This window comes from Paenibacillus sp. FSL L8-0663 (genome assembly GCF_038008125.1).
GTDB lineage: Bacteria > Bacillota > Bacilli > Paenibacillales > Paenibacillaceae > Paenibacillus > Paenibacillus polymyxa_D.
Genome location: NZ_JBBOYM010000001.1, coordinates 2,044,349 through 2,063,912, shown reverse-complemented (window position 1 = coordinate 2,063,912; position 19,564 = coordinate 2,044,349). Strand labels below are relative to the sequence as shown.

The following is a 19,564-nucleotide window of genomic DNA, read 5'->3' as shown; positions in this document are numbered from 1 at the left end:
TGAACTCACCTCTATTCGTCAGCCAGCCATGTACGAAGCAGATTGACGAATTCGTCGGGTTTCTTTTTCGCCAGACTTTCAAGCTGTTTACGCACTTGACTTTCATTTGTCACACTTTCCATGGTAATAGACGGGAACTCCGTCGGCGTTGGCATAAGTTGCAATTCTTCATCCAACTCTTCTTCCTGCTTACGACGACCGCGTACGATGAGGAAGATTACACCCGCCAGCAGTGCCAGAACAGCAGCTCCGATGCCCCATAGCCAAGGGTTGGAAGCTGAGAAGAATGTATTTGTGCTCGCAGGCGCCGGAACTGCTTGTGAGAACACCGAAACCTTCTTAGCCAAATCAGCGTCTGTAATTGTAGTACCAGAATTCGCCAACGACGCTCTTACGATATTAACCAAAATATTTTGAATTGCTGTCTGAGTTGCAGTATCCAACGTTTGCTGACCTGTTGGTGGTTCAACTGCTACATTAATGGTTAAATCTTTTACAGTATACGGACTTTGGATAATATCCCTTGCAATTCGGTTAACTTCGTAGTTAATCGTACTTGAGCTCTTATCTGAGCTGGTATTGCCGGAATTAGCTCCTCCGGGGTAGCCCGGAACATCCTGTGTTCCTGTTCCTGCAACTCCTCCGGTTTGTCCACTACTACCTGTATAGCTTTCCTGAATTTGTTGGGCGCTAATTTCAATACCCTTCATTTTCGTTTGGTCAACAGGTGTGACCATTTGTTCCTTTGATGTTACTTTGTCGAAATTTAGCTGGGACATCACAAGTACATTTACCTTGTCGTCTCCAACAATTTTCGACAAAAATTGTTGAACATTATTCCTTACATCGCTCTCAAACTTCTTCTGTAGAGCCATGTTTTCTTGAACACCACTAGTGAGCCCACCTTGGCCGCCCTTGGCCGTTGGAATCAACTCATATTCCTTATTAGTGATCGTAATGTTTTCCACTGGAAGATTCGGTACTGCCGTTTTTACCAGATTAAAGTATCCATCGATCGCCTGCTGATTTGGAGTAAAGCCAGGCTCGAATTCCATTTGAATCGAAGCGGAGGCTTTGTCCTTTTCCTCAAGTCCGGCAAAAATGTTTTCCTTTGGCATATTAATGACAGCTTTGGAGCTTTGGACACCATCCATCCGTTCCAACAGTTGCTGTATTTCGCCGTTCAATGCATTATTGTACTTCACATTGAACTCGTTCTCCGTCATGCCAATGGCAGAGGAGGACTGGTCAAAAGCGCTCATGCCGATTGAACCCTTCTGAATCAGGCCTTGAGACCCAACATCTACCTTCGCCTTATCCGCATTAGCGGTTGGGACTGAGATTTGTGTCCCACCAGCATTAAGTTGATACGGTATACCCGCAGAATCGAGATATTTAATGACTCCGGCAGCATCGTTAGCATTTAAATCTCGGAAAGCCACTTCATACTCGGTTTTGGTAAACTGCATCGTTAGCACTACAACAGCGATAATGATGAATGCTAATGTCGAAACAAGTAATATCTTCTGTTTTTTGCTAAAATTATTCCAATACCCGGAAATCTTATCCCGATATTGGGCGATTCTCTCGTTCACTCCGTCACCCCATCCGAAACTTTGCTAAACCCTCTTTACATCTGTGTACGCATGATCTCCTGATAGGCTTCGATCGCTTTGTTTCGGACCTGTGTAGTAAGCTGCAGGGAAAGCAGCGCTTGTTGGGAAGTGATCATGACCTGATCTACATCAACTTTGCCTGCCATGAATTGGTCGGACATCTGGTGCGTAGCGGCTTCCTGCTGCCCTACTTCATTGAGAGCATCCTTTAGGAAGGAACCAAAGTCCTTCAAGGATTCGGAAGGCGTCGCTTTCGCCAACTCATTGTTAGGCGATTGAATCTGCTGTATTACCGGTGTCTGTACATTAAACATGGCGTTCTGAATCATGTTTTACTCTCCCTATTAAGTAATTAGTAGTCCTAGAGCTTAGCGACCGATTTCAAGCGCTTTGGAAACCATAGCCTTTGATGCATTCAGAGCTGTTACATTGGCTTCGTATGAGCGTGTTGCGGAAATCATGTCGACCATTTCTTTCATAATGTCTACATTAGGCATATATACATAGCCATCTTTATCAGCGTCCGGGTGACCCGGATTGTACACAGGCTTCAAAGGTGACTGATCTTCCTGAATTTGCGAAACCTTAACGCCAGCAGCGCTAGTTCTACTTCCTTCCATTTGAGCCTTCAAAACATCGGCAAAGCCAGATTGGTTCGGCTCCAAAACAACCGTTTTTCTCCGATATGGAACTGCTTGTCCATTCTCTACTTTCGCCCGAGTTGTCTCTGCGTTGGCAATGTTGCTAGATATAACGTCCATCCGCAACCGTTGGGCCGTAAGAGCAGACGCACTAATATCAAAGCCGTTGTTAATCTTCACCTATTCCTATCTCCCTTCTACCGCTGTTCTCATCATCTTGATGCGCTCATTAATTTCCTGGATGTAGGTATTATATCTTAGTTGATTTTCAGCCATAAGACTCATTTCTCTGTCGATATCTACGTTGTTCATATTGTTATTCATGACTGAGTACCCATCTTTGGTGACCGTGGCATCTGGAATGGAGTTCACAGGTCCTATTTGAAAATGTCTTGAATTGGTTACTTTTCCACGTAGTGGTGTGACGTCCCCGTCCATTTGCTGCTGAAGCAGTTCTTCAAATGAAACCTCCGAACGCTTAAAATACGGGGTATCCGCATTGGAAATATTGTCAGCCATCACACGTTGTCTCGTATTTGCCGCCTGTACACCTGCCTGAAGCTTTTGAAAGCTCATATCACCCAGCAGATTCATTTAGCTCCTCCCTCCCAGCGTCTACTCCAAAGTAAGATTCAATAAAACAAGATTTTTCACTTTTTTTCGACAATAAAATTTCATAATTATACATTTCTTTTAGGTCTTAAGTAGAAAATAATAACTTTCTGTCATATATTCTAAGTTTCGTAGAGTTGGGACCTAATTACAATAAGAAAAAAGCCCTATCTTTTTAAAAAAAGAGGGCTTTAGATGCATAAATTGTTAAATTTTTCAGGTTTTTTTCAAGAAAATGAATGTTTTCTTAGCACTTTACACCTGTAAAAGATTATACGTCCTACTTTTGGAATAGACAGAAAAATCATCAACTTGACCATTATCTAGGTCTAAATGACGGTGCAAGATAGTGTTATTCTGGACCACACACCCTATTTTTAGAAAACCCTATTCATAAAATATACTGACTAAGGTCCCTGTTTTGGGCAATATCTCCCAGCTTCTCACGTACATATTCCGGGGTAATGATCATACGATCCAATGTAAGCTCTGGTGCTTCAAACGACAGATCCTCCAGCAGCTTTTCTAGAATGGTATGCAAACGACGTGCGCCAATATTTTCGGTGTTGCGATTTACAGACTCAGCAATACTGGCAATCTCACGAATCGCTTCCGCAGAAAATTCGACTTCAATCTCCTCGGTACGGAGTAGATCAGTGTATTGCTTGGTCAGCGCATTTTTAGGCTCCGTCAGTATCGACACAAACTCATCCAAAGTCAGGCTACTTAATTCCACACGGATTGGAAAACGGCCCTGAAGCTCAGGGATCAGGTCAGATGGTTTTGCAACATGAAAAGCTCCTGCAGCAATAAACAGAATGTAATCTGTTCTTACCGGACCGTATTTGGTCATGATGGTAGATCCCTCGACAATAGGTAAAATATCGCGCTGGACGCCTTCTCTCGACACATCGGGGCCACTCCCCTTACCCTGGCTGGCAATCTTATCTATTTCATCGATAAAAATAATACCCGATTGCTCAGCACGCTTCACAGACTCCTGAATCACATCGTCCATATCGATCAATTTGGCGGCTTCATCTTGAATCAACACCTTGCGAGCTTCCTTGACTGGCAGCTTGCGCTTCTTCGTCCGCTTGGGCAGAAAACTTCCGAACATCTCCTGCATATTCATACCCATTTGTTCATTCCCTTGCCCAGCAAACATATCGAGCATATTGGGTGCAGTATCCTCCACATCAATCTCTATGACATCATCCTCAAGCTTACCGGACAACAGATCGAATTTAACCTTACGGCGCTTTTCTGCCAAAGATCCATCCTGTTGTGGTGGTTCTTCTTCTACCGAAGTTCCCGTGTTATTGCCAAACAGCATTTCAAAGGGATTACGTTGCGATTTGTTTGACTTTTCTGCAGGTACAAGGATGCTGACAATCCGTTCATTTGCCATGTCCTCCGCTTTGTCCTTCACATTCTCTGTTCGTTCCGACTTGACGATGCGAATGGAGGTTTCCATCAGATCACGCACCATGGATTCCACATCACGACCGACGTAACCTACTTCTGTAAATTTGGTCGCCTCTACCTTGACAAAAGGAGCCCCCACGAGCCGTGCAAGTCTACGTGCAATTTCAGTTTTACCCACACCAGTCGGTCCGATCATCAAAATATTTTTAGGCACAATTTCATCCCGTATGTCATCCGGCAGCTTGCTACGCCGATAGCGGTTGCGCAAGGCAACAGCAACAGATTTTTTTGCTTCCTTTTGTCCGACAATATACTTATCCAGCTCGGATACCACTTGTCTGGGCGTCAACGATTGATTATTCATTTTGCACTCCTCCACCCTTGAATACTCAGAGCCGATTTACAGTTCTTCCACGATAATCTGATTGTTCGTATACACACATATTTCCGAAGCAACCTCTAGCGCTTCCCGTGCCATGTCCTTTGCTTCCATGCCAGAGCCATGGCGTTTGAAAGCACGGGCAGCAGCCAATGCAAAATTGCCACCTGAGCCAATGGCAAGCACATCATCATCCGGCTCGATAATTTCGCCGCCTCCAGAAATGAGCAGCATCCCGGAAGAGTCCATCACAATCATAAGCGCTTCCAGTTTACGCAGGATACGATCCTGACGCCAGTCCTTGGCCAGTTCCACGGCTGCTCTTTGAAGATTTCCGTGGTGTTCCTCTAGCTTATTTTCAAACTTTTCAAATAACGTGATAGCATCGGCCACCGAACCCGCAAATCCTGCAACGACCTGACCACGATACAATCTGCGTACTTTTTTTGCCGTCTGCTTCATTACAACACTGTTACCGAACGTTACCTGTCCATCACCCGCAATAGCTCCTTTGCCATTGTGGCGTACAGCGCAGATGGTGGTAGCATGAAAGGACATATCCATAACGCGCTCCTCCTTTTCCTTCATCCCTATGCCTGTACTTCAGCTGATATAACTCCCGTTTCATTGATATAACCGCGCAAACTTTCCAACGCGCGACTAGCGAGAGCTTCATTCTTTTCCTTTTTGTTACGAATCCGTTTTTCCAACTTTGGAAGCAAACCAAAGTTTGCATTCATCGGTTGAAAATGTTTAAAATCAGCGGTCGTAATATACCGCGCCATGCTGCCTAATGTCGTTTCTGCAGGAAATACAAACATTTCCTGTCCACGTGCTGCTCGTGCCGCATTCATCCCGGCCAGCAGACCAGAAGCTGCCGACTCCACATATCCCTCTACACCGGTCATTTGTCCGGCGAAGAATAGATTACTTCTTCCCTTGAACTGATAGGTTGGATGAAGTTGCTGCGGAGAATTAATAAAGGTATTGCGATGCATCACACCATAACGTACAAACTCCGCCTCTTCGAGACCCGGAATCATTGAAAATACACGCTTTTGCTCCCCCCATTTGAGGTGAGTCTGGAAACCAACCAGATTATACAGCGTTCCTGCAGCATTGTCCTGCCGAAGCTGAACAACTGCGTGGGGCAGTTCACCTGTATGCGGATTTACGAGACCCACAGGTTTCATAGGTCCGAACAATGCCGTTTGTTTCCCACGTTGCATCATCACTTCGATGGGCATACAGCCTTCAAAATAAATTTCTTTTTCGAATTCCTTGACTTGCGCTACCTCAGCCGTAATCAGAGCCTCATAAAAAGCATCAAATTCCGCTTCGTTCATCGGACAATTCAAGTACGCTGCTTCTCCCTTATCATAACGGGAAGCCAGATAAACCTTGCTCATGTCGATAGAGTCCTTTTCTACAATCGGGGCTGCCGCATCGTAAAAATAAAAATACTCCTCTCCCATCAGTGATTTAATCTGTTCCGACAAAGCTGGAGAAGTTAAAGGCCCCGTCGCAATAACCACAATACCGTCCTGTGGGATTTCCTGAAGCTCTTCATTAACAACCTCGATCAAAGGATGTTGATGAAGCGTATCAGTAATATGACCGGAAAATCCGTCACGATCTACTGCCAATGCACCGCCAGCCGGAACAGCATGACGATCTGCTGCGCTCAGAATCAAGGAGTTCAGTATTCTCATCTCTTCCTTCAGTACGCCTACTGCATTCGTTAGGCCGTTTGCCCTCAAGGAATTACTGCATACCAGTTCGGCAAATTTATCTGTATGATGTGCTGGTGTTTTTACAACCGGCCTCATTTCATATAACTTGACTGGCACTCCACGGCTTGCAATTTGCCAGGCAGCTTCGCTGCCCGCCAAGCCTGCTCCGATGACCGTTACCTTTTGTAGTTCACTCACGTTTAAATCCCCCTGCTAATGTTGTTCTTAAGAAGTCTCTACACTCTCATCGCTCTCTTCCAGCATTTCGCTGTGATCGCAGACAGTACAGTTGAGCTTCGTTCCTTGTTTCGTACGTTTTTCAACCATTAGGCTACTGCAACTTGGGCAAGGCTTAATGGACGGTTTATCCCAGGATACAAAATCACATTCCGGGTAGCGGTCACATCCGTAAAAGATACGTCCCTTTTTACTTCGTCGTTCGACAACATGTCCCTCACCGCATGTAGGACAATCAATCCCGATATCCTTAACAATTGGCTTTGTGTTACGGCAATCTGGAAAAGCAGAACAGGCCAGGAATTTACCAAATCGGCCAAGCTTATAGACCATTTGGCTGCCACACTTATCACAAATAACATCGGATACTTCATCTTTTATTTCAATTTCTTTCATTTCTTCTTCAGCCACTTCAAGTCGCTTCTCGAATGACTCGTAAAAGTCACTCAACACTTTGACCCAATTACCTTCGCCTTCTTCGACGTGGTCAAGATCACCTTCCATATGAGCTGTAAACTCCACATTCAAAATCTCTGGAAAGAACTCCTCCATCTGTTCGATGACCAATTCGCCCAGCTCTGTAGGGAAAAACTTCTTCTCTTCAATAGCAACGTACCCACGTTTCTGAATGGTTTCCAGCGTCGGCGCATACGTACTTGGACGTCCTATACCCAGTTCTTCCAGCGTCTTAACAAGTCGCGCTTCCGTATAACGGGGAGGCGGTTGTGTAAAATGCTGCTTCGGCTCAACTGCTTCTTTTTTTAATTTATCGCCTGGTTGAAGTGGTGGCAGCAGTTTATCTTCTTCGGTTTTACCGTCGTCATTTCCCTCTACATACACTTTCATGAAACCTGGAAAACGAACCTTCGAACCTGCTGCCCGGAATATCGTCTCACCCGCTTCAATATCTACGGACAAAGTATCCATAATAGCAGAAGCCATCTGGCTGGCCATGAAACGTTCCCATACCAATTTGTACAAACGGAACTGATCCCGACTCATAAACGGTTTAACTGTTTCCGGTTCGCGTAACGCAGAGGTTGGGCGAATCGCTTCATGCGCATCTTGGGCGTTGGCCGCTTTTTTTGAATATTGACGAGGAGTTTCAGGTACAAAAGCTTCGCCATATTTTTGAATAATTAATTCTTTCGCTTCCTCTTGAGCTGAAGCGGCGATCCGTGTGGAATCCGTACGCATATACGTAATTAGACCCACGGTCCCTTCTTTACCTAAATCCACACCCTCATATAGCTGCTGAGCTACAGACATCGTTTTAGAAGCACGGAAGTTGAGCTTCCGAGCCGCCTCCTGCTGCAAGGAACTTGTTGTGAATGGAGGAGAAGGATTGCGTAAACGCTCTTTCTCTTTCACATCGCGCACCTTGTAAGACGATTTTCCGATAGCTTCCAACACTTCTTGTACATCCGCTTCGCTGGAGAGTTCTTTCTTTTCACCGCGCAGCTTATGAAATTTCGCTTCAAAGGTGCTGTCTTTAATAGCTAGTTTAGCTGTAATCGTCCAGTATTCTTCTGGTACAAACTCACTGATCTCGTTTTCCCGGTCCAGAATAATTTTCACCGCAACCGACTGCACACGCCCAGCGGATAGGCCCTTTTTCACCTTTTTCCAGAGCAACGGGCTGATTTTGTAGCCTACAAGTCGATCCAGTATCCGTCGTGCCTGTTGAGCATTGACCAAATCCATATTGATTTTACGGGGTGTTTTAAAAGCATCTTTGACAGCCTGCTTTGTAATTTCATTAAATACCACACGGCAATCTGCCGTATCGTCCAGTTCCAGCGCATGCGCTAGATGCCAGGCAATAGCCTCACCTTCGCGATCCGGGTCAGCCGCCAGATATACTTTTTTCACTTTTTTTCGGGCATCCTTTAATTCTTTTAGAATTGAGCCTTTACCTCGAATGGTAATGTATTTGGGATTAAAATCATTTTCGACCTCTACGCCGATCTGACTCTTCGGTAAATCCCTGATATGACCCATGGAAGCCTTGACGATATATTTGCTGCCTAAGTATTTGCCGATCGTCTTCGCCTTGGAAGGCGATTCCACGATGACGAGTGAATCCGCCATAGGCTCTTCCTCCTCTCAATTACACACATGAGTATGATAGACTTCCTGAAATGTGGTGAGCTATAGTTCGTAGAGAAGCTACACGATGGAATTGATCTTACAATTGCTGTTTGTAACGGAATTCTTAGATTTTATAAACCTTCGATAAAGTTAGAATTCCATTACAAAGGCGAACGCTGTCGCTTTTCCAAGTTCAAATCCAACGCTTCACTAGTACGAGCTATAAATTCAACACATTTCAGGAAGTGGGGAAGGAGTAGGAATCCGCGGCGCGGATAAATGCCATACTGCCCTCCACCTGATGTTTAAAATTAAATTTGTGCATTTACTAAGGACTTTGCAAAAACAACTACTAAATAAGCTTGTATTTTGTGCCCGCTAGCTGGGCGATCCTTTTTTTTATGATTAACGATAACAGAACTGCGTGTAAAAGTCCAAAATCCCATGCCGTAGCATCGAGCAGTTCATCCAGAGTCATGGTTCCCTGTTCGAGCAACAGTATGACACGGTTTTCCTCAGAAGTCTCACTTTCTGGCAATTTGGAGACCTCCTTCAGATTAGGACTCTGCTCTCTATTGTATGAAGAAACCTCCCTTGTACGCAAATCCGCTTCATACTCCTCAATAATATCCGAAGCTTCAGTGACTGTTTTGGCTCCTTGCTTAATCAAGCTCAGCGTGCCTCTACTCTTCGGTGACGTAATGGGTCCGGGAACAGCAAACACATCTCGATTTGCCTCTAGCGCAGCATCAGCTGTAATCAAAGAACCGCTTCTTGCATCTGCTTCGACGACAAGCGTTCCCTTCGTTAGGCCGGCTATAATCCGATTACGTTGTGGAAACATTCCCGGATGCGACCTTGTGCCTGGAGGATACTCTGATACGATCAAGCCTTTGCTAGCCAGCTCTGCAAATAAAGACGCATTTTGGGGAGGATAAATTTGATCGATCGCTGTTCCCAGTACACCAATCGTGTTTCCTCCCCGGCGCAGGGCTGTTTCGTGACAAATACTGTCAATGCCTCTCGCCAATCCGCTAACTATTGTAATCCCTGCATTACATAATCCCTCTGTTAGTATCTCCGCTGCTCTACGTCCATAAGCGGTGGGAACGCGAGTTCCTACCATGGCTACAGAACATGTATGCAAAAGTGATTTATCCCCTATTGTATACATTACCCAGGGTGGATCAACTGTTTCCTTCATTAATAGGGGATAATCCTCGTCCACATAAGTTACCGTTCCAATATCACCGGATTGGACTCGCTGATATCGTTCATGCACCCATTCTTCATCGTAACACTGGGCCGCAATGCGTGCCTGAGCAGGGCTTAACCCTATCTCAATCCATTTTTGTTCGCTAAAATGCAGTAGCTCATGCAATTGATAGTCACTCGACCAAATACGCTGGATTGTTTTTCTTCCGATTCCCTCTAACTCATGTAAGCCTAACAAAAGCCATCTTTCTTCCAAACTATGGTTCCCCCATTCACGGAAGAGTGAACCCTCCCTTATTTTGTGGCACAATGAGTCATTTTGCAAGCGTTTCCCTGATAAGCCTGTCTTAACGCAAAAAAAGCAACCTTTTCATCCCCTGTTTCAGAAGATAAAAAGGTTGCTTACCTTTCTTTCATTATACACTAGCCTGCGGCAAATTTCGATGCGTTTTATGGCCTGTATATTAATGAAGGAACACGATTTAATGTGTCGTGCACAAATTCAAAATACCACGTGCTTCCAGCACACTTACCAGTGTCGAGCCCATTTCGGAAGGAGTCGGTGCCACCTGGATCCCGCAGGCTTCAAGCGTGGCGATTTTCTCTTTAGCCGTTCCTTTTCCGCCAGAAATAATGGCACCAGCATGCCCCATCCGTTTACCCGGAGGCGCAGTCACACCGCCGATAAAACCAACCACCGGCTTCGTCATATTGTCCTTGATCCACTCAGCAGCCTCTTCCTCGGCTGTACCCCCAATTTCTCCAATCATAATGACAGCGTGAGTGTTGGGGTCCTCATTGAAACGTTGCAAAATATCAATGAATTCCGAACCTTTAACGGGGTCACCGCCAATACCAACAGCGGAAGATTGTCCTATACCCCGGGTCGTTAACTGATGCACTGCTTCATAGGTCAAAGTGCCACTACGTGACACAACGCCTACATGACCTGGTAGATGAATGTAACCTGGCATAATACCGATTTTACATTCTCCTGGTGTAATAACACCTGGACAGTTAGGGCCAATCAGAACGGTCTTTTTACCTTCCATAAAACGTTTGACCCTAATCATATCAAGCACCGGAATGCCCTCCGTGATACAAATCACGAGATCTAAATCCGCATCTACAGCCTCCAAAATGGAATCTGCTGCAAAAGCCGGTGGCACGTAAATCACGCTCGCTGTTGCGCCAGTAGCTTCCTTGGCTTCGCTCACTGTGTTAAACACTGGCAATTTGACCTGTTGTCCGTTCTCCAGTGTAATTTCTACCTCGGTGCCCCCCTTACCTGGAGAGGTGCCACCTACCATTTGTGTACCGTAATCAAGTGCACCCTTGGCATGAAACAACGCCGTTTTTCCCGTAATCCCCTGTGTAATCACCTTTGTATGCTTATCGACCAAAATACTCACGATCTTCACATCCCCTATCGTTTATTCGGCATATCGGAATGCAAACAGGCTATTGAACAAGTTCGACGATTTTTTGGGCGCCATCCGCCATAGAATCGGCTGCCACGATATTCAAACCGGATTCCGCTAAAATCTGTTTACCGAGCCCAACATTCGTCCCTTCAAGACGGACAACAAGCGGACGAGTCAGCCCCAACTGTTTGGCAGCCTCCACGACGCCGTTCGCAATGATGTCACACTGCATAATTCCGCCGAAAATGTTCACGAAAATACCTTCTACCTTCGGATCGGACAAAATGATTTTGAACGCTTCGGTTACCTTTTCCGTCGTCGCACCGCCCCCCACGTCTAGGAAGTTGGCCGGATCGCCACCGTAATATTTGATAATATCCATGGTTGCCATCGCCAAACCCGCACCATTGACCATACAGCCAATATTTCCATCCAGAGCAATATAGCTTAGATCGTATTTAGATGCCTCAATTTCCTTCTCATCCTCTTCATCCAAATCACGCAATTCCAAAATATCCTTGTGACGGAACAACGCATTAGAATCAAAATTCAGTTTGGCATCCAACGCCAGTACATTCCCATCACCCGTAACGACTAAGGGATTGATTTCTGCAATCGAACAGTCCTTGTCCACAAAAGCTTCGTATAGCGCCAGCATAAACTTGACTGCTTTGTTTACCAGTTCATTAGGAATATTAATGTCATACGCCAACTTACGGGCCTGATACACCTGAAGCCCAATCGCTGGATCAACAACCGCTTTAAAAATCTTCTCCGGAGTGGCTGCAGCCACCTCTTCGATTTCCGTACCGCCTTCTTCTGAGGCCATCATTACGATACGTCCAGTCGCACGATCTACGACAACACCGACGTAATATTCTTTACGAATATCGCAGCCTTCCTCAACCAAAAGGCGTTTGACCTCTTTACCTTCAGGTCCGGTCTGATGCGTCACCAGCACCTTACCCAAAATTTCAGCAGCAAAAGTCCGCACCTCATCCAAACCTTTGGCAACTTTCACGCCACCCGCTTTACCGCGTCCACCAGCATGAATTTGTGCTTTTACCACCGTAACAGCGCTCCCAAGCGATTCTGCCGCAGCAACGGCTTCCTCCACCGTATAGGCAACCTTACCGTTCGGTACAGCCACTCCGTACTGTTTCAATACTTCTTTACCCTGATATTCATGGATATTCATTCTGGAATCCTCCTATCAACATGACTGCAACAAGGGCGGTTCACAAGGAAATCTATACTAAACCTACATCATTGTAACATGTTTTTAAAACGCTTTCCTTATAATTTAACCTTATGAATTACAGTATTTTGATATCATTATCATTCCCAAAATCGAATGTTTGGATATTATTGGATATTATACATAATACAAATTCACACAAAAAAAGCACCTCTACAACATGGGATTACCTAATCCGCATTAAGAGGCACTTTTTTCTTCAAACATGATTAAGTATTTTTTTTCAGTGAAGATTAACTCATGCCGTAAGATTCGCAAGAGCAACTGAAATTACCTTATGATTTTTCGATTTGTACATTCGCTTGATGAACACGATCGAGCAGATCATTGAACTGGAGCAGAAGCGACCCAAATTGATCACGGGTCATACTTGTTTTTTCCTGGATGCATCCAGGTACAGACAGAGCTTTGTCCCGTAATGCGCTTCCCTCTGTCGTCAAAGAAATCAGCACCTTACGCTCATCCTGAGTGGAACGCTTTCGATCGATAAGCCCGGCGTTCTGCAATCTCTTCAATAGCGGAGTTAATGTGCCGGAGTCCAAATATAGTGCCTCACCTAATTCCTTCACTGTACACTCTTCACGCTCCCAGAGCACGATAAGTACCAAATATTGCGAGTACGTCACACCGAGCTTTTCCAGATAAGGCTGGTATAGCTTCGTAATCTCTCTGGAGCATGCATATATGGCAAAGCATAACTGATTATCAAGTTTCAACGCTGTACCTTCAATAGGATTGTTTTCCATGCTGTCTGATCACCTACTTTCGTCATTATTTTAGCACATTATATAATAAAATACATGCTAATTGCACAAAATACTTTACAAACAATAATTATTTTGATAAATTAAATTGTGTAAAATATAAATTGAGCGAGAGGCCGTGATTAGATTATGATGACCATTCAACAAAAAATGTATGAAACAACAGTAAAAGCGGTTGGTGGACGTAACGGTTATATCGAGTCTTCTTCCCCCGAACTTCGTTTAGATATTGATACTCCAAAAGAAATGGGCGGTGCAGGTGGTGCAGGTACGAACCCAGAACAATTGTTCGCAGCAGGCTATTCCGCTTGCTTTGACAGTGCCTTAAATATGGTTGCTCGCATGCAACGTGTTAAACATGAAGGTACCGAAGTCACAGCTACGGTCCATTTTGGCAAAGTCGAAGACGGCGGCTTCGGAATCGGAGTAAACCTCGACGTTCTGGTCAAAGGCGTTGATCATGAAACTGCGGTAAAACTGGTGGAAGGCGCACATGAACAATGTCCATACTCCCGCGCTACCCGCGGTAATATTGAAGTGAAGCTGAACGTTTTGTAACATAGAGTTAGAATGAATTTCACAACAAGCCCCTGAACCGTATTGGTCGAGGGGCTTGTTGTTTTTCCATCAAGTAACATGGGATATGATGCATAATCGTATATACGAAATTGATATACTCATAGTATAATCACTATTGTCATAATCTTTTTTGCTTCTCTAGGTCTTTTTGCCTGGAGCTTTTTTTTGTCCTTATTTCCGTTTTCTCTCGTATACATATCCTTTGGAAAAACTTTTTCATAAAAATGATCGTGCTGTATCTGCTAATTTTATCGCCTTTTTACATTTCGGGAAAATTGGAATTTGCTCTATCCATCTGGCGGTATTGAATAGCTTCAGCCACATGTGAAGTCGTAATTTTCTCTGACTCATGTAAGTCTGCAATGGTGCGGGACAGCTTGAGAATTCGATCATACGCACGCATGCTTAAACCAAGTGCATCCATCGTCTGGTCAAGCAACTCCGCTGCATTTTGTTCTAATACCGCATATTTACGCAGCAGCTGACCGGACAGCTCACTATTCCATGAAAAAGGAAGCTTGCTGTATCTGCGGATTTGTATTGCTCGAGCAGCCAACACCTGCTTTCTCATATCAGCAGACGACAGTGATTCTTTTTCCTCCCGCCAATCCTTCGGTTGTGATACCTCAAGCTGAAGATCAATTCGATCCAGCAATGGACCGGAAATACGTGAGCGGTATCGAGCGACTGCTGCAGGTGAACAGGTACAGCGTTGATGTTCCGTGTTATTGCCGAAAAAGCCACAGTGACACGGATTCAAAGAAGCTGCAAGTAAAAAATGCGCCGGATACTTAAACACTGCACGTGAACGACTGATTGTAACATGGTGGTCTTCCAGAGGCTGCCGCAGCACTTCTAGCACATGACGGCTAAACTCAGGCAGTTCATCCAGAAATAAAATCCCTCGGTGTGCAAGACTGATTTCTCCTGGTTTGGGTATGCCTCCTCCGCCTACCAATCCAGCAGCAGAGATCGTATGATGAGGCGAACGGAAGGGACGAACATGCATGAGATGGGGCGATGACTCCTTCCATTTTCCTGCTGCGCTGTATACCTTGGTCACTTCTAGCGACTCCTTTTCAGTCAAAGGCGGCAGGATAGAGGACAATCTGCGGATGAGCATCGTTTTTCCAGCACCCGGCGGCCCCATAAGCAAAATATTATGCATTCCTGCTGCAGCAATAACTAACGCACGTTTGGCGTGTAGCTGACCCAGCACATCGCTGTAATCCTCCATATTACTGGCTAGTTCCTCTTGCTCGCACAACGCTATATGCTCTGCTTGGGATAAATGGTCATAGGAATGGATTATAACTTGTTTACTGGCAGTACAATTTTGATTGGTCACTTGGCCGTCCGGGGTGCCTTGTGCATGCTCATTAACCGGGATAAGATCCACCAGATGGCGTATAGCGTAAATACGTATATCCGCAATTAGACGAGCCTCGCTTGCGTTTTCTTGAGGAAGCAGCACGGAATCGAATCCTTCTCGCTTGGCCAGATCAACCATAGACAACACCCCATTTACAGGACGAATGCTGCCATCCAGTGCCAGCTCGCCAATAAACAGCGTTCGTTCCCCTACTGGTAAAACAACCTGTCCGCTGGTTGTCAGCAAGCCTAAAGCGATAGCAAGATCAAAAGATGAGCCTTCCTTACGCAAATCTGCAGGAGCTAAGTTAATCGTGACACGCTGGGACGGATATTTGAAACCGCAGTTTTTGATTGCTGCTCTCACACGCTCTACTGCCTCTCGAATCGCTGAATCCGGCAATCCGATAATTGCGGTCTGAGGCAAGCCATTGGACAAATCAGTCTCAACTTCGATCAGAACGCCATCTATCCCATATAGACAAGCTCCATGTAATTTTCCATACATATCAAAAAAGCACCTCTCCTCATATTGAAATGTCCCTCTCGGGAATCATTGCCTATATGAAAAAAGGTGCTTCCAAATTTTCATTTATTGCAAATATAATGTTCGTAATTTTAGCTCTGAACATGCTTTCAAAATTCTTGACTAAGTTTATCTAACGAAAGATTATTTGTCAAACAAGGTCAGCTTATCGGCTGCCGGAGTACGTGGCCTTGATTCTGGGATAACGTCAGGATAGCCTGCATATATCATTCCTATTACCTTCTCACCCGGTTGAATTCCCAAGTGCTCACGGAACTTAGGCGAATACAAAAATGGCTTTGTCACCCAAAACGTTCCAATTTCTTTGCTCCATGCAGCAAGAATAAAGTTTTGAACAAGCGCGCTGACTGCTGCAAAATCCTCATCCCAAACCGCTTGACGCGGATCTTCTTCCATCACCACTAAAAGCTGAATCGGGTTGTGCAGAATTCCACTCTCAAACTTGTTGTCTTTACCAATATCGGCTGCAATGGCTTTTGCAAGCTTTTTCCGTCCTTCGCCAGCAAACAACAAAAAACGCCACGGTTCACGCATTTTATGATTAGGAGCCCACACAGCGACGTCCAACAGTTCTTTAATTGTATCTACCGGAATGGAGTCGGATTTAAATCGTTTAATCGTTCGACGTTCCTGAATTACATCTATGACATGTTCACTAAAGGTATGCTTTGTCACGTAAATCCTCCTTCACAGGTACAACTTCTCGATATTCATTTTAAGATGAAAATGATAACTATTCTCAATAAAATATACCTGTAGCTTTCCTTCATGTCAACCTGCACATTTGAATTCAGTCCCGCACTCTTACCTTCGCGAAAGCTCTTACTCTTTTAAAATGCACCTATTAAATGGTCCGTAACAACTGCCTTTTCGTCAGTTAATTGTACAGAAATCATGTCAAAGCGGATCGGAGCATCTCCAATCCCATTCATATGCAAATATACAGCAGCTGTTTGGCGAACTTGGGCTATTTTACGCGTAGTAACTGATTCTGCTGGCGTTCCATATTTGGAGCTACTACGACTACGTACCTCAATAAACACGAATGTATGCTCCTGCTTGGCAATCAGATCTATTTCACCACTGCGGCATCGCCAATTACGCTCTATGATACGGTAACTCAAGTTTTCTAAAAACAAAGCCGCTGCCTCTTCGCCCATCGCTCCTTTGGCTTTCCGTTGATCCTTGCCTCCAGCCTTCATCTCATTCCTCATCACCAGTCATCCCTTGATGCAAGTCGATCCATTTGATAAATATAGGTAAGCACCTCTGCCACCAACTGATAGAGCTCAGCAGGGATTTGTTCGTCCAAATCAAGTTTGGATAGTACTTCAACCAGCGCAGCGTCCTCCTGTACCGGAACACCATGTTCTTTAGCTTTTTCTAAAATGCTATCCGCAATACGGCCGCTCCCTTTGGCAACGACAATCGGTGCTTCGCTCTCACCAGGCGTATATTTAAGGGCGACCGCCTTCTTTATGGAAGGAGAAGGAGGCTCCAACGGCTCTTTCATATTTTAAGATCGACTCCTTTATACGGCTGAGGTACATAGCTTTGTACTTCAGAAGAGACGAGGCTGTTCTGTTCAGTCCTTATAGGCATGGGCTCGGTACGAAGCGATAGAAGTTGGTATCCTAGTGACTCCAATGCTGTGTGAATGGACTCACGCCCACTGGTTAACAACGATGCCGCCCATTCATGATCATTATGGAGCTTGACACTTACAATCCGATCTACAACCTGGACATCTACCAGGGTCCGTCCAAGCCCCTTCATGTCCAAATCAAACCAAAGACGACAGTTGGAGGCGTCCAGTTCTCCCCGTTTGCCGCGGCGAGACTGAATCTGGATCGTAGCTGTTTCACGACCGTCCGGTCCAACGAACGGTATAAACATGTGTACTTGTGCAAAAGGCGCCGTTCGGTCTGTATTGAGCAGCAACTGCTGACCTGTCAGGTGCTGTACAACCTGCTGAGCCGCCTCTTTCAAAGCGGGGGGCAGGTCGTTACTGCTCATCAGCTGGAGCAGCGCACCTTTTACGGTGGCTGCGTCTGCTGACACTGTGTCGCCTGACGTAGCCGCTAATCCCGGCAGTGTCTGGGGCATTCCCTCTGGCGACTCCATACGTGCCGTCGCCCCTTGCGCGACCTGTGTAGTCGCGCGGTGCACTTGCTGCTCATGCTCTGCACCGAGCAGCTTCAGTACGCGGCCCACCCACGGATCCTCCGTGGGGGTGAGCTGCGGGCTGGATGCCGCAGGCTGTGAAGCAGCGGCATCCGCAGTCCGCGAGGCGCCAGCCGCCGGCTGCGCTACCTCTCCCGTGGACTGGTCTGGTGCAGCCGTGCTCAGTTCGGGTGGCACGGCTGCACGCAGCTCTTGCAGCAGGAGGCGTAGCCGCTGGAGCGGCGCCTCTGGCGCAGTAACGTTGTTCGCCGCGGATGGTAGCGTAGAGCCAGCGGCTTGCTGTGCGGAAGGACGGTCTGCCATGACTGCGTTTAAGGCAGACTTCGTCCCCGTAGGCTCTGCCGTGGCCGGAGTTGGAGCACCATCGGCATCCTTAAGCTGCGTACCTGCCGCAGTAGCTTGCTGTTGTTGCTCCGCTTTGACGCGGGAGCCGTTTAATGCATCAGCAGCGCCCGATTCAGCCGCATTGGCACCAGCATCCAATACCACTGTCGCTCCTCGCCCGCTAACTGCTTGCGGTTCTTCTGAAGCAGTCCCGTTGGATGCAAATGCAGTAGATCCCGCCGAAGTATCCGAATCTGTAGCCAAAACACTCGCTTCGCTTACTGTAGCAGCGAGATTGGCTGCCTGAGTCCCTTTTAACAATTCCTTGCCACCTGTGGCTTGTTGTCCTGTTTCTGCCTGTTTTGTAGCAGCAGAGGCAGAAGCATCCTTGGACAATGTTAAAGCTTGGCCTTCCTGTCCATCTGCAATCACCACAGAAGAAGTGCCTGTTGGACTAACTGACGTTCGGTCAGTGCTTTTTATTGTGCTTGCTTCCCCTACTGAACGGTCAGTAGGCGTTCCCTGTCCTTGCTGCTTTAACACCGCTTCAAGTTCTTGCTCCAGCGAAGACAACAGATCATTTAAAGGGGGCCCAAACATCGCTTGACGCAATCCGTTTATGCTTTCTGCCGTCAATGGAAGTCCCCGCTGAAAAGCAACTGCCGCCGCCTGCACAAACGTTCCCAACTGTACATTGCCACTTTGCTTCGCCATAGCTTCTCGCAAAGAAGCCGCATTTTCAGATGTCAACGGCACACCATTCTTTTGCATTGCCTGTATAAGCTCCCTGTTCTGAGCTGTATCCGGCAGTCCCACCGATTCCAATACATCTGTCAGCGCTACGGTTTGCTGTGGTGTATTGGCCACATCGTTCAAAGGTTTAAGCACCGTCATTCCGCTGGGGGAAGCCGGTTGAACCTGAAACGTTGTAGTCTGCCCAGGTTGAAGAGGGGTCTCCAGCTTTGCCCTGACCTGAGAACCTTGTATTTGCAACACAGCCTCGCCGCCGTCCTCAGACACCTTTAGCACGACTCCTCGTACGACCTGACCTGGCTGCATATCAAGCTTTTTAGCCTCTCCAGCCTTCACATCTCCAAGTAATCCACGAAATACAGATCCGATGTTCATATCGCCCCTCCTCTCACTCTCCCCCATTCAAAG

At 46.1% G+C, this 19,564-nt stretch carries 18 protein-coding genes; 1 reads left to right on the top strand and 17 read right to left on the bottom strand.

Annotated features, from left to right (window positions below; genetic code table 11):
• Positions 1-11 precede the first annotated feature (11 nt).
• The 12 genes from fliF to MKY75_RS09410 form a co-directional block, all read right to left on the bottom strand.
• Positions 12-1,595, bottom strand: coding sequence for a flagellar basal-body MS-ring/collar protein FliF (gene fliF, locus MKY75_RS09465; RefSeq protein WP_013309886.1), 1,584 nt, complete (start codon positions 1,593-1,595; stop codon positions 12-14).
• Between the two features lie 35 nt (positions 1,596-1,630).
• A complete protein-coding gene (fliE, locus tag MKY75_RS09460) occupies positions 1,631-1,945 on the bottom strand; it encodes a flagellar hook-basal body complex protein FliE (protein WP_029516989.1) in 315 nt (104 codons plus the stop codon).
• Between the two features lie 39 nt (positions 1,946-1,984).
• A complete protein-coding gene (flgC, locus tag MKY75_RS09455; RefSeq protein ID WP_029516988.1) occupies positions 1,985-2,437 on the bottom strand; it encodes a flagellar basal body rod protein FlgC in 453 nt (150 codons plus the stop codon).
• A 6-nt stretch (positions 2,438-2,443) separates the two neighbouring features.
• Positions 2,444-2,851: a flagellar basal body rod protein FlgB gene (gene flgB, locus MKY75_RS09450; RefSeq protein ID WP_013309883.1), complete on the bottom strand. Its 408-nt coding sequence runs from the start codon at positions 2,849-2,851 to the stop codon at positions 2,444-2,446.
• A gap of 409 nt (positions 2,852-3,260) precedes the next feature.
• Positions 3,261-4,661 carry an ATP-dependent protease ATPase subunit HslU gene (gene hslU, locus MKY75_RS09445; RefSeq protein WP_029516987.1) on the bottom strand — a complete coding sequence of 467 codons (1,401 nt, stop codon included), beginning with the start codon at positions 4,659-4,661 and terminating at the stop codon, positions 3,261-3,263.
• Positions 4,662-4,697: 36 nt separating this feature from the next.
• Positions 4,698-5,240, bottom strand: a complete 543-nt coding sequence (gene hslV, locus MKY75_RS09440; protein ID WP_013309881.1) for an ATP-dependent protease subunit HslV — start codon at positions 5,238-5,240, stop codon at positions 4,698-4,700.
• Between the two features lie 26 nt (positions 5,241-5,266).
• A complete protein-coding gene (trmFO, locus tag MKY75_RS09435) occupies positions 5,267-6,607 on the bottom strand; it encodes an FADH(2)-oxidizing methylenetetrahydrofolate--tRNA-(uracil(54)-C(5))-methyltransferase TrmFO (RefSeq protein ID WP_039274718.1) in 1,341 nt (446 codons plus the stop codon).
• Positions 6,608-6,634: 27 nt separating this feature from the next.
• Complete coding sequence (topA, locus tag MKY75_RS09430; RefSeq protein WP_029516985.1) at positions 6,635-8,737, bottom strand: type I DNA topoisomerase; 2,103 nt, start codon at positions 8,735-8,737, stop codon at positions 6,635-6,637.
• Between the two features lie 352 nt (positions 8,738-9,089).
• A complete protein-coding gene (gene dprA, locus MKY75_RS09425; protein WP_029516984.1) occupies positions 9,090-10,208 on the bottom strand; it encodes a DNA-processing protein DprA in 1,119 nt (372 codons plus the stop codon).
• 226 nt (positions 10,209-10,434) lie between these two features.
• The gene (gene sucD / locus MKY75_RS09420; protein ID WP_029516983.1) at positions 10,435-11,364 is read right to left on the bottom strand and encodes a succinate--CoA ligase subunit alpha; all 930 of its coding nucleotides are present in this window, start codon (positions 11,362-11,364) and stop codon (positions 10,435-10,437) included.
• A gap of 49 nt (positions 11,365-11,413) precedes the next feature.
• Entirely contained in the window at positions 11,414-12,574 is a 1,161-nt protein-coding gene (gene sucC / locus MKY75_RS09415; protein WP_029516982.1) for an ADP-forming succinate--CoA ligase subunit beta, read from the bottom strand.
• A gap of 335 nt (positions 12,575-12,909) precedes the next feature.
• The gene (locus MKY75_RS09410; RefSeq protein WP_029516981.1) at positions 12,910-13,380 is read right to left on the bottom strand and encodes a MarR family winged helix-turn-helix transcriptional regulator; all 471 of its coding nucleotides are present in this window, start codon (positions 13,378-13,380) and stop codon (positions 12,910-12,912) included.
• A 147-nt stretch (positions 13,381-13,527) separates the two neighbouring features.
• Between MKY75_RS09410 and MKY75_RS09405 the strand changes: the two genes are divergently transcribed.
• On the top strand, positions 13,528-13,956 hold the full coding sequence (locus tag MKY75_RS09405) for an organic hydroperoxide resistance protein (RefSeq protein WP_013309874.1): 429 nt from the start codon (positions 13,528-13,530) through the stop codon (positions 13,954-13,956).
• Between the two features lie 280 nt (positions 13,957-14,236).
• On the opposite strand, the gene MKY75_RS09400 is transcribed toward MKY75_RS09405, so the two are convergent.
• From MKY75_RS09400 to MKY75_RS09380, 5 genes are all read right to left on the bottom strand, one after another.
• The gene (locus tag MKY75_RS09400; protein WP_029516980.1) at positions 14,237-15,856 is read right to left on the bottom strand and encodes a YifB family Mg chelatase-like AAA ATPase; all 1,620 of its coding nucleotides are present in this window, start codon (positions 15,854-15,856) and stop codon (positions 14,237-14,239) included.
• A gap of 162 nt (positions 15,857-16,018) precedes the next feature.
• Positions 16,019-16,570, bottom strand: a complete 552-nt coding sequence (locus MKY75_RS09395) for a nitroreductase family protein (protein ID WP_340885084.1) — start codon at positions 16,568-16,570, stop codon at positions 16,019-16,021.
• A gap of 155 nt (positions 16,571-16,725) precedes the next feature.
• The gene (locus MKY75_RS09390; RefSeq protein ID WP_029516978.1) at positions 16,726-17,109 is read right to left on the bottom strand and encodes a YraN family protein; all 384 of its coding nucleotides are present in this window, start codon (positions 17,107-17,109) and stop codon (positions 16,726-16,728) included.
• Positions 17,109-17,408: an EscU/YscU/HrcU family type III secretion system export apparatus switch protein gene (locus MKY75_RS09385; protein ID WP_023988176.1), complete on the bottom strand. Its 300-nt coding sequence runs from the start codon at positions 17,406-17,408 to the stop codon at positions 17,109-17,111. The genes MKY75_RS09390 and MKY75_RS09385 overlap by 1 nt, the downstream gene beginning before the upstream one ends.
• A complete protein-coding gene (locus tag MKY75_RS09380) occupies positions 17,405-19,531 on the bottom strand; it encodes a DNA ligase (protein WP_340885083.1) in 2,127 nt (708 codons plus the stop codon). Before MKY75_RS09380 ends, MKY75_RS09385 begins: the two co-directional genes overlap by 4 nt.
• Positions 19,532-19,564 lie beyond the last annotated feature (33 nt).

Bases quoted from the DNA above. Each gene is read 5' to 3' on its own strand.
- MKY75_RS09390 (WP_029516978.1), bottom strand. From the start codon at position 17,109: ATGAGGAATGAGATGAAGGCTGGAGGCAAGGATCAACGGAAAGCCAAA.
- MKY75_RS09410 (WP_029516981.1), bottom strand. From the start codon at position 13,380: ATGGAAAACAATCCTATTGAAGGTACAGCGTTGAAACTTGATAATCAG.
- MKY75_RS09380 (WP_340885083.1), bottom strand. From the start codon at position 19,531: ATGAACATCGGATCTGTATTTCGTGGATTACTTGGAGATGTGAAGGCT.
- topA (WP_029516985.1), bottom strand. From the start codon at position 8,737: ATGGCGGATTCACTCGTCATCGTGGAATCGCCTTCCAAGGCGAAGACG.
- hslV (WP_013309881.1), bottom strand. From the start codon at position 5,240: ATGGATATGTCCTTTCATGCTACCACCATCTGCGCTGTACGCCACAAT.
- MKY75_RS09405 (WP_013309874.1), top strand. From the start codon at position 13,528: ATGATGACCATTCAACAAAAAATGTATGAAACAACAGTAAAAGCGGTT.
- MKY75_RS09400 (WP_029516980.1), bottom strand. From the start codon at position 15,856: ATGTATGGAAAATTACATGGAGCTTGTCTATATGGGATAGATGGCGTT.
- fliE (WP_029516989.1), bottom strand. From the start codon at position 1,945: ATGATTCAGAACGCCATGTTTAATGTACAGACACCGGTAATACAGCAG.
- sucC (WP_029516982.1), bottom strand. From the start codon at position 12,574: ATGAATATCCATGAATATCAGGGTAAAGAAGTATTGAAACAGTACGGA.
- flgB (WP_013309883.1), bottom strand. From the start codon at position 2,851: ATGAATCTGCTGGGTGATATGAGCTTTCAAAAGCTTCAGGCAGGTGTA.
- MKY75_RS09385 (WP_023988176.1), bottom strand. From the start codon at position 17,408: ATGAAAGAGCCGTTGGAGCCTCCTTCTCCTTCCATAAAGAAGGCGGTC.
- hslU (WP_029516987.1), bottom strand. From the start codon at position 4,661: ATGAATAATCAATCGTTGACGCCCAGACAAGTGGTATCCGAGCTGGAT.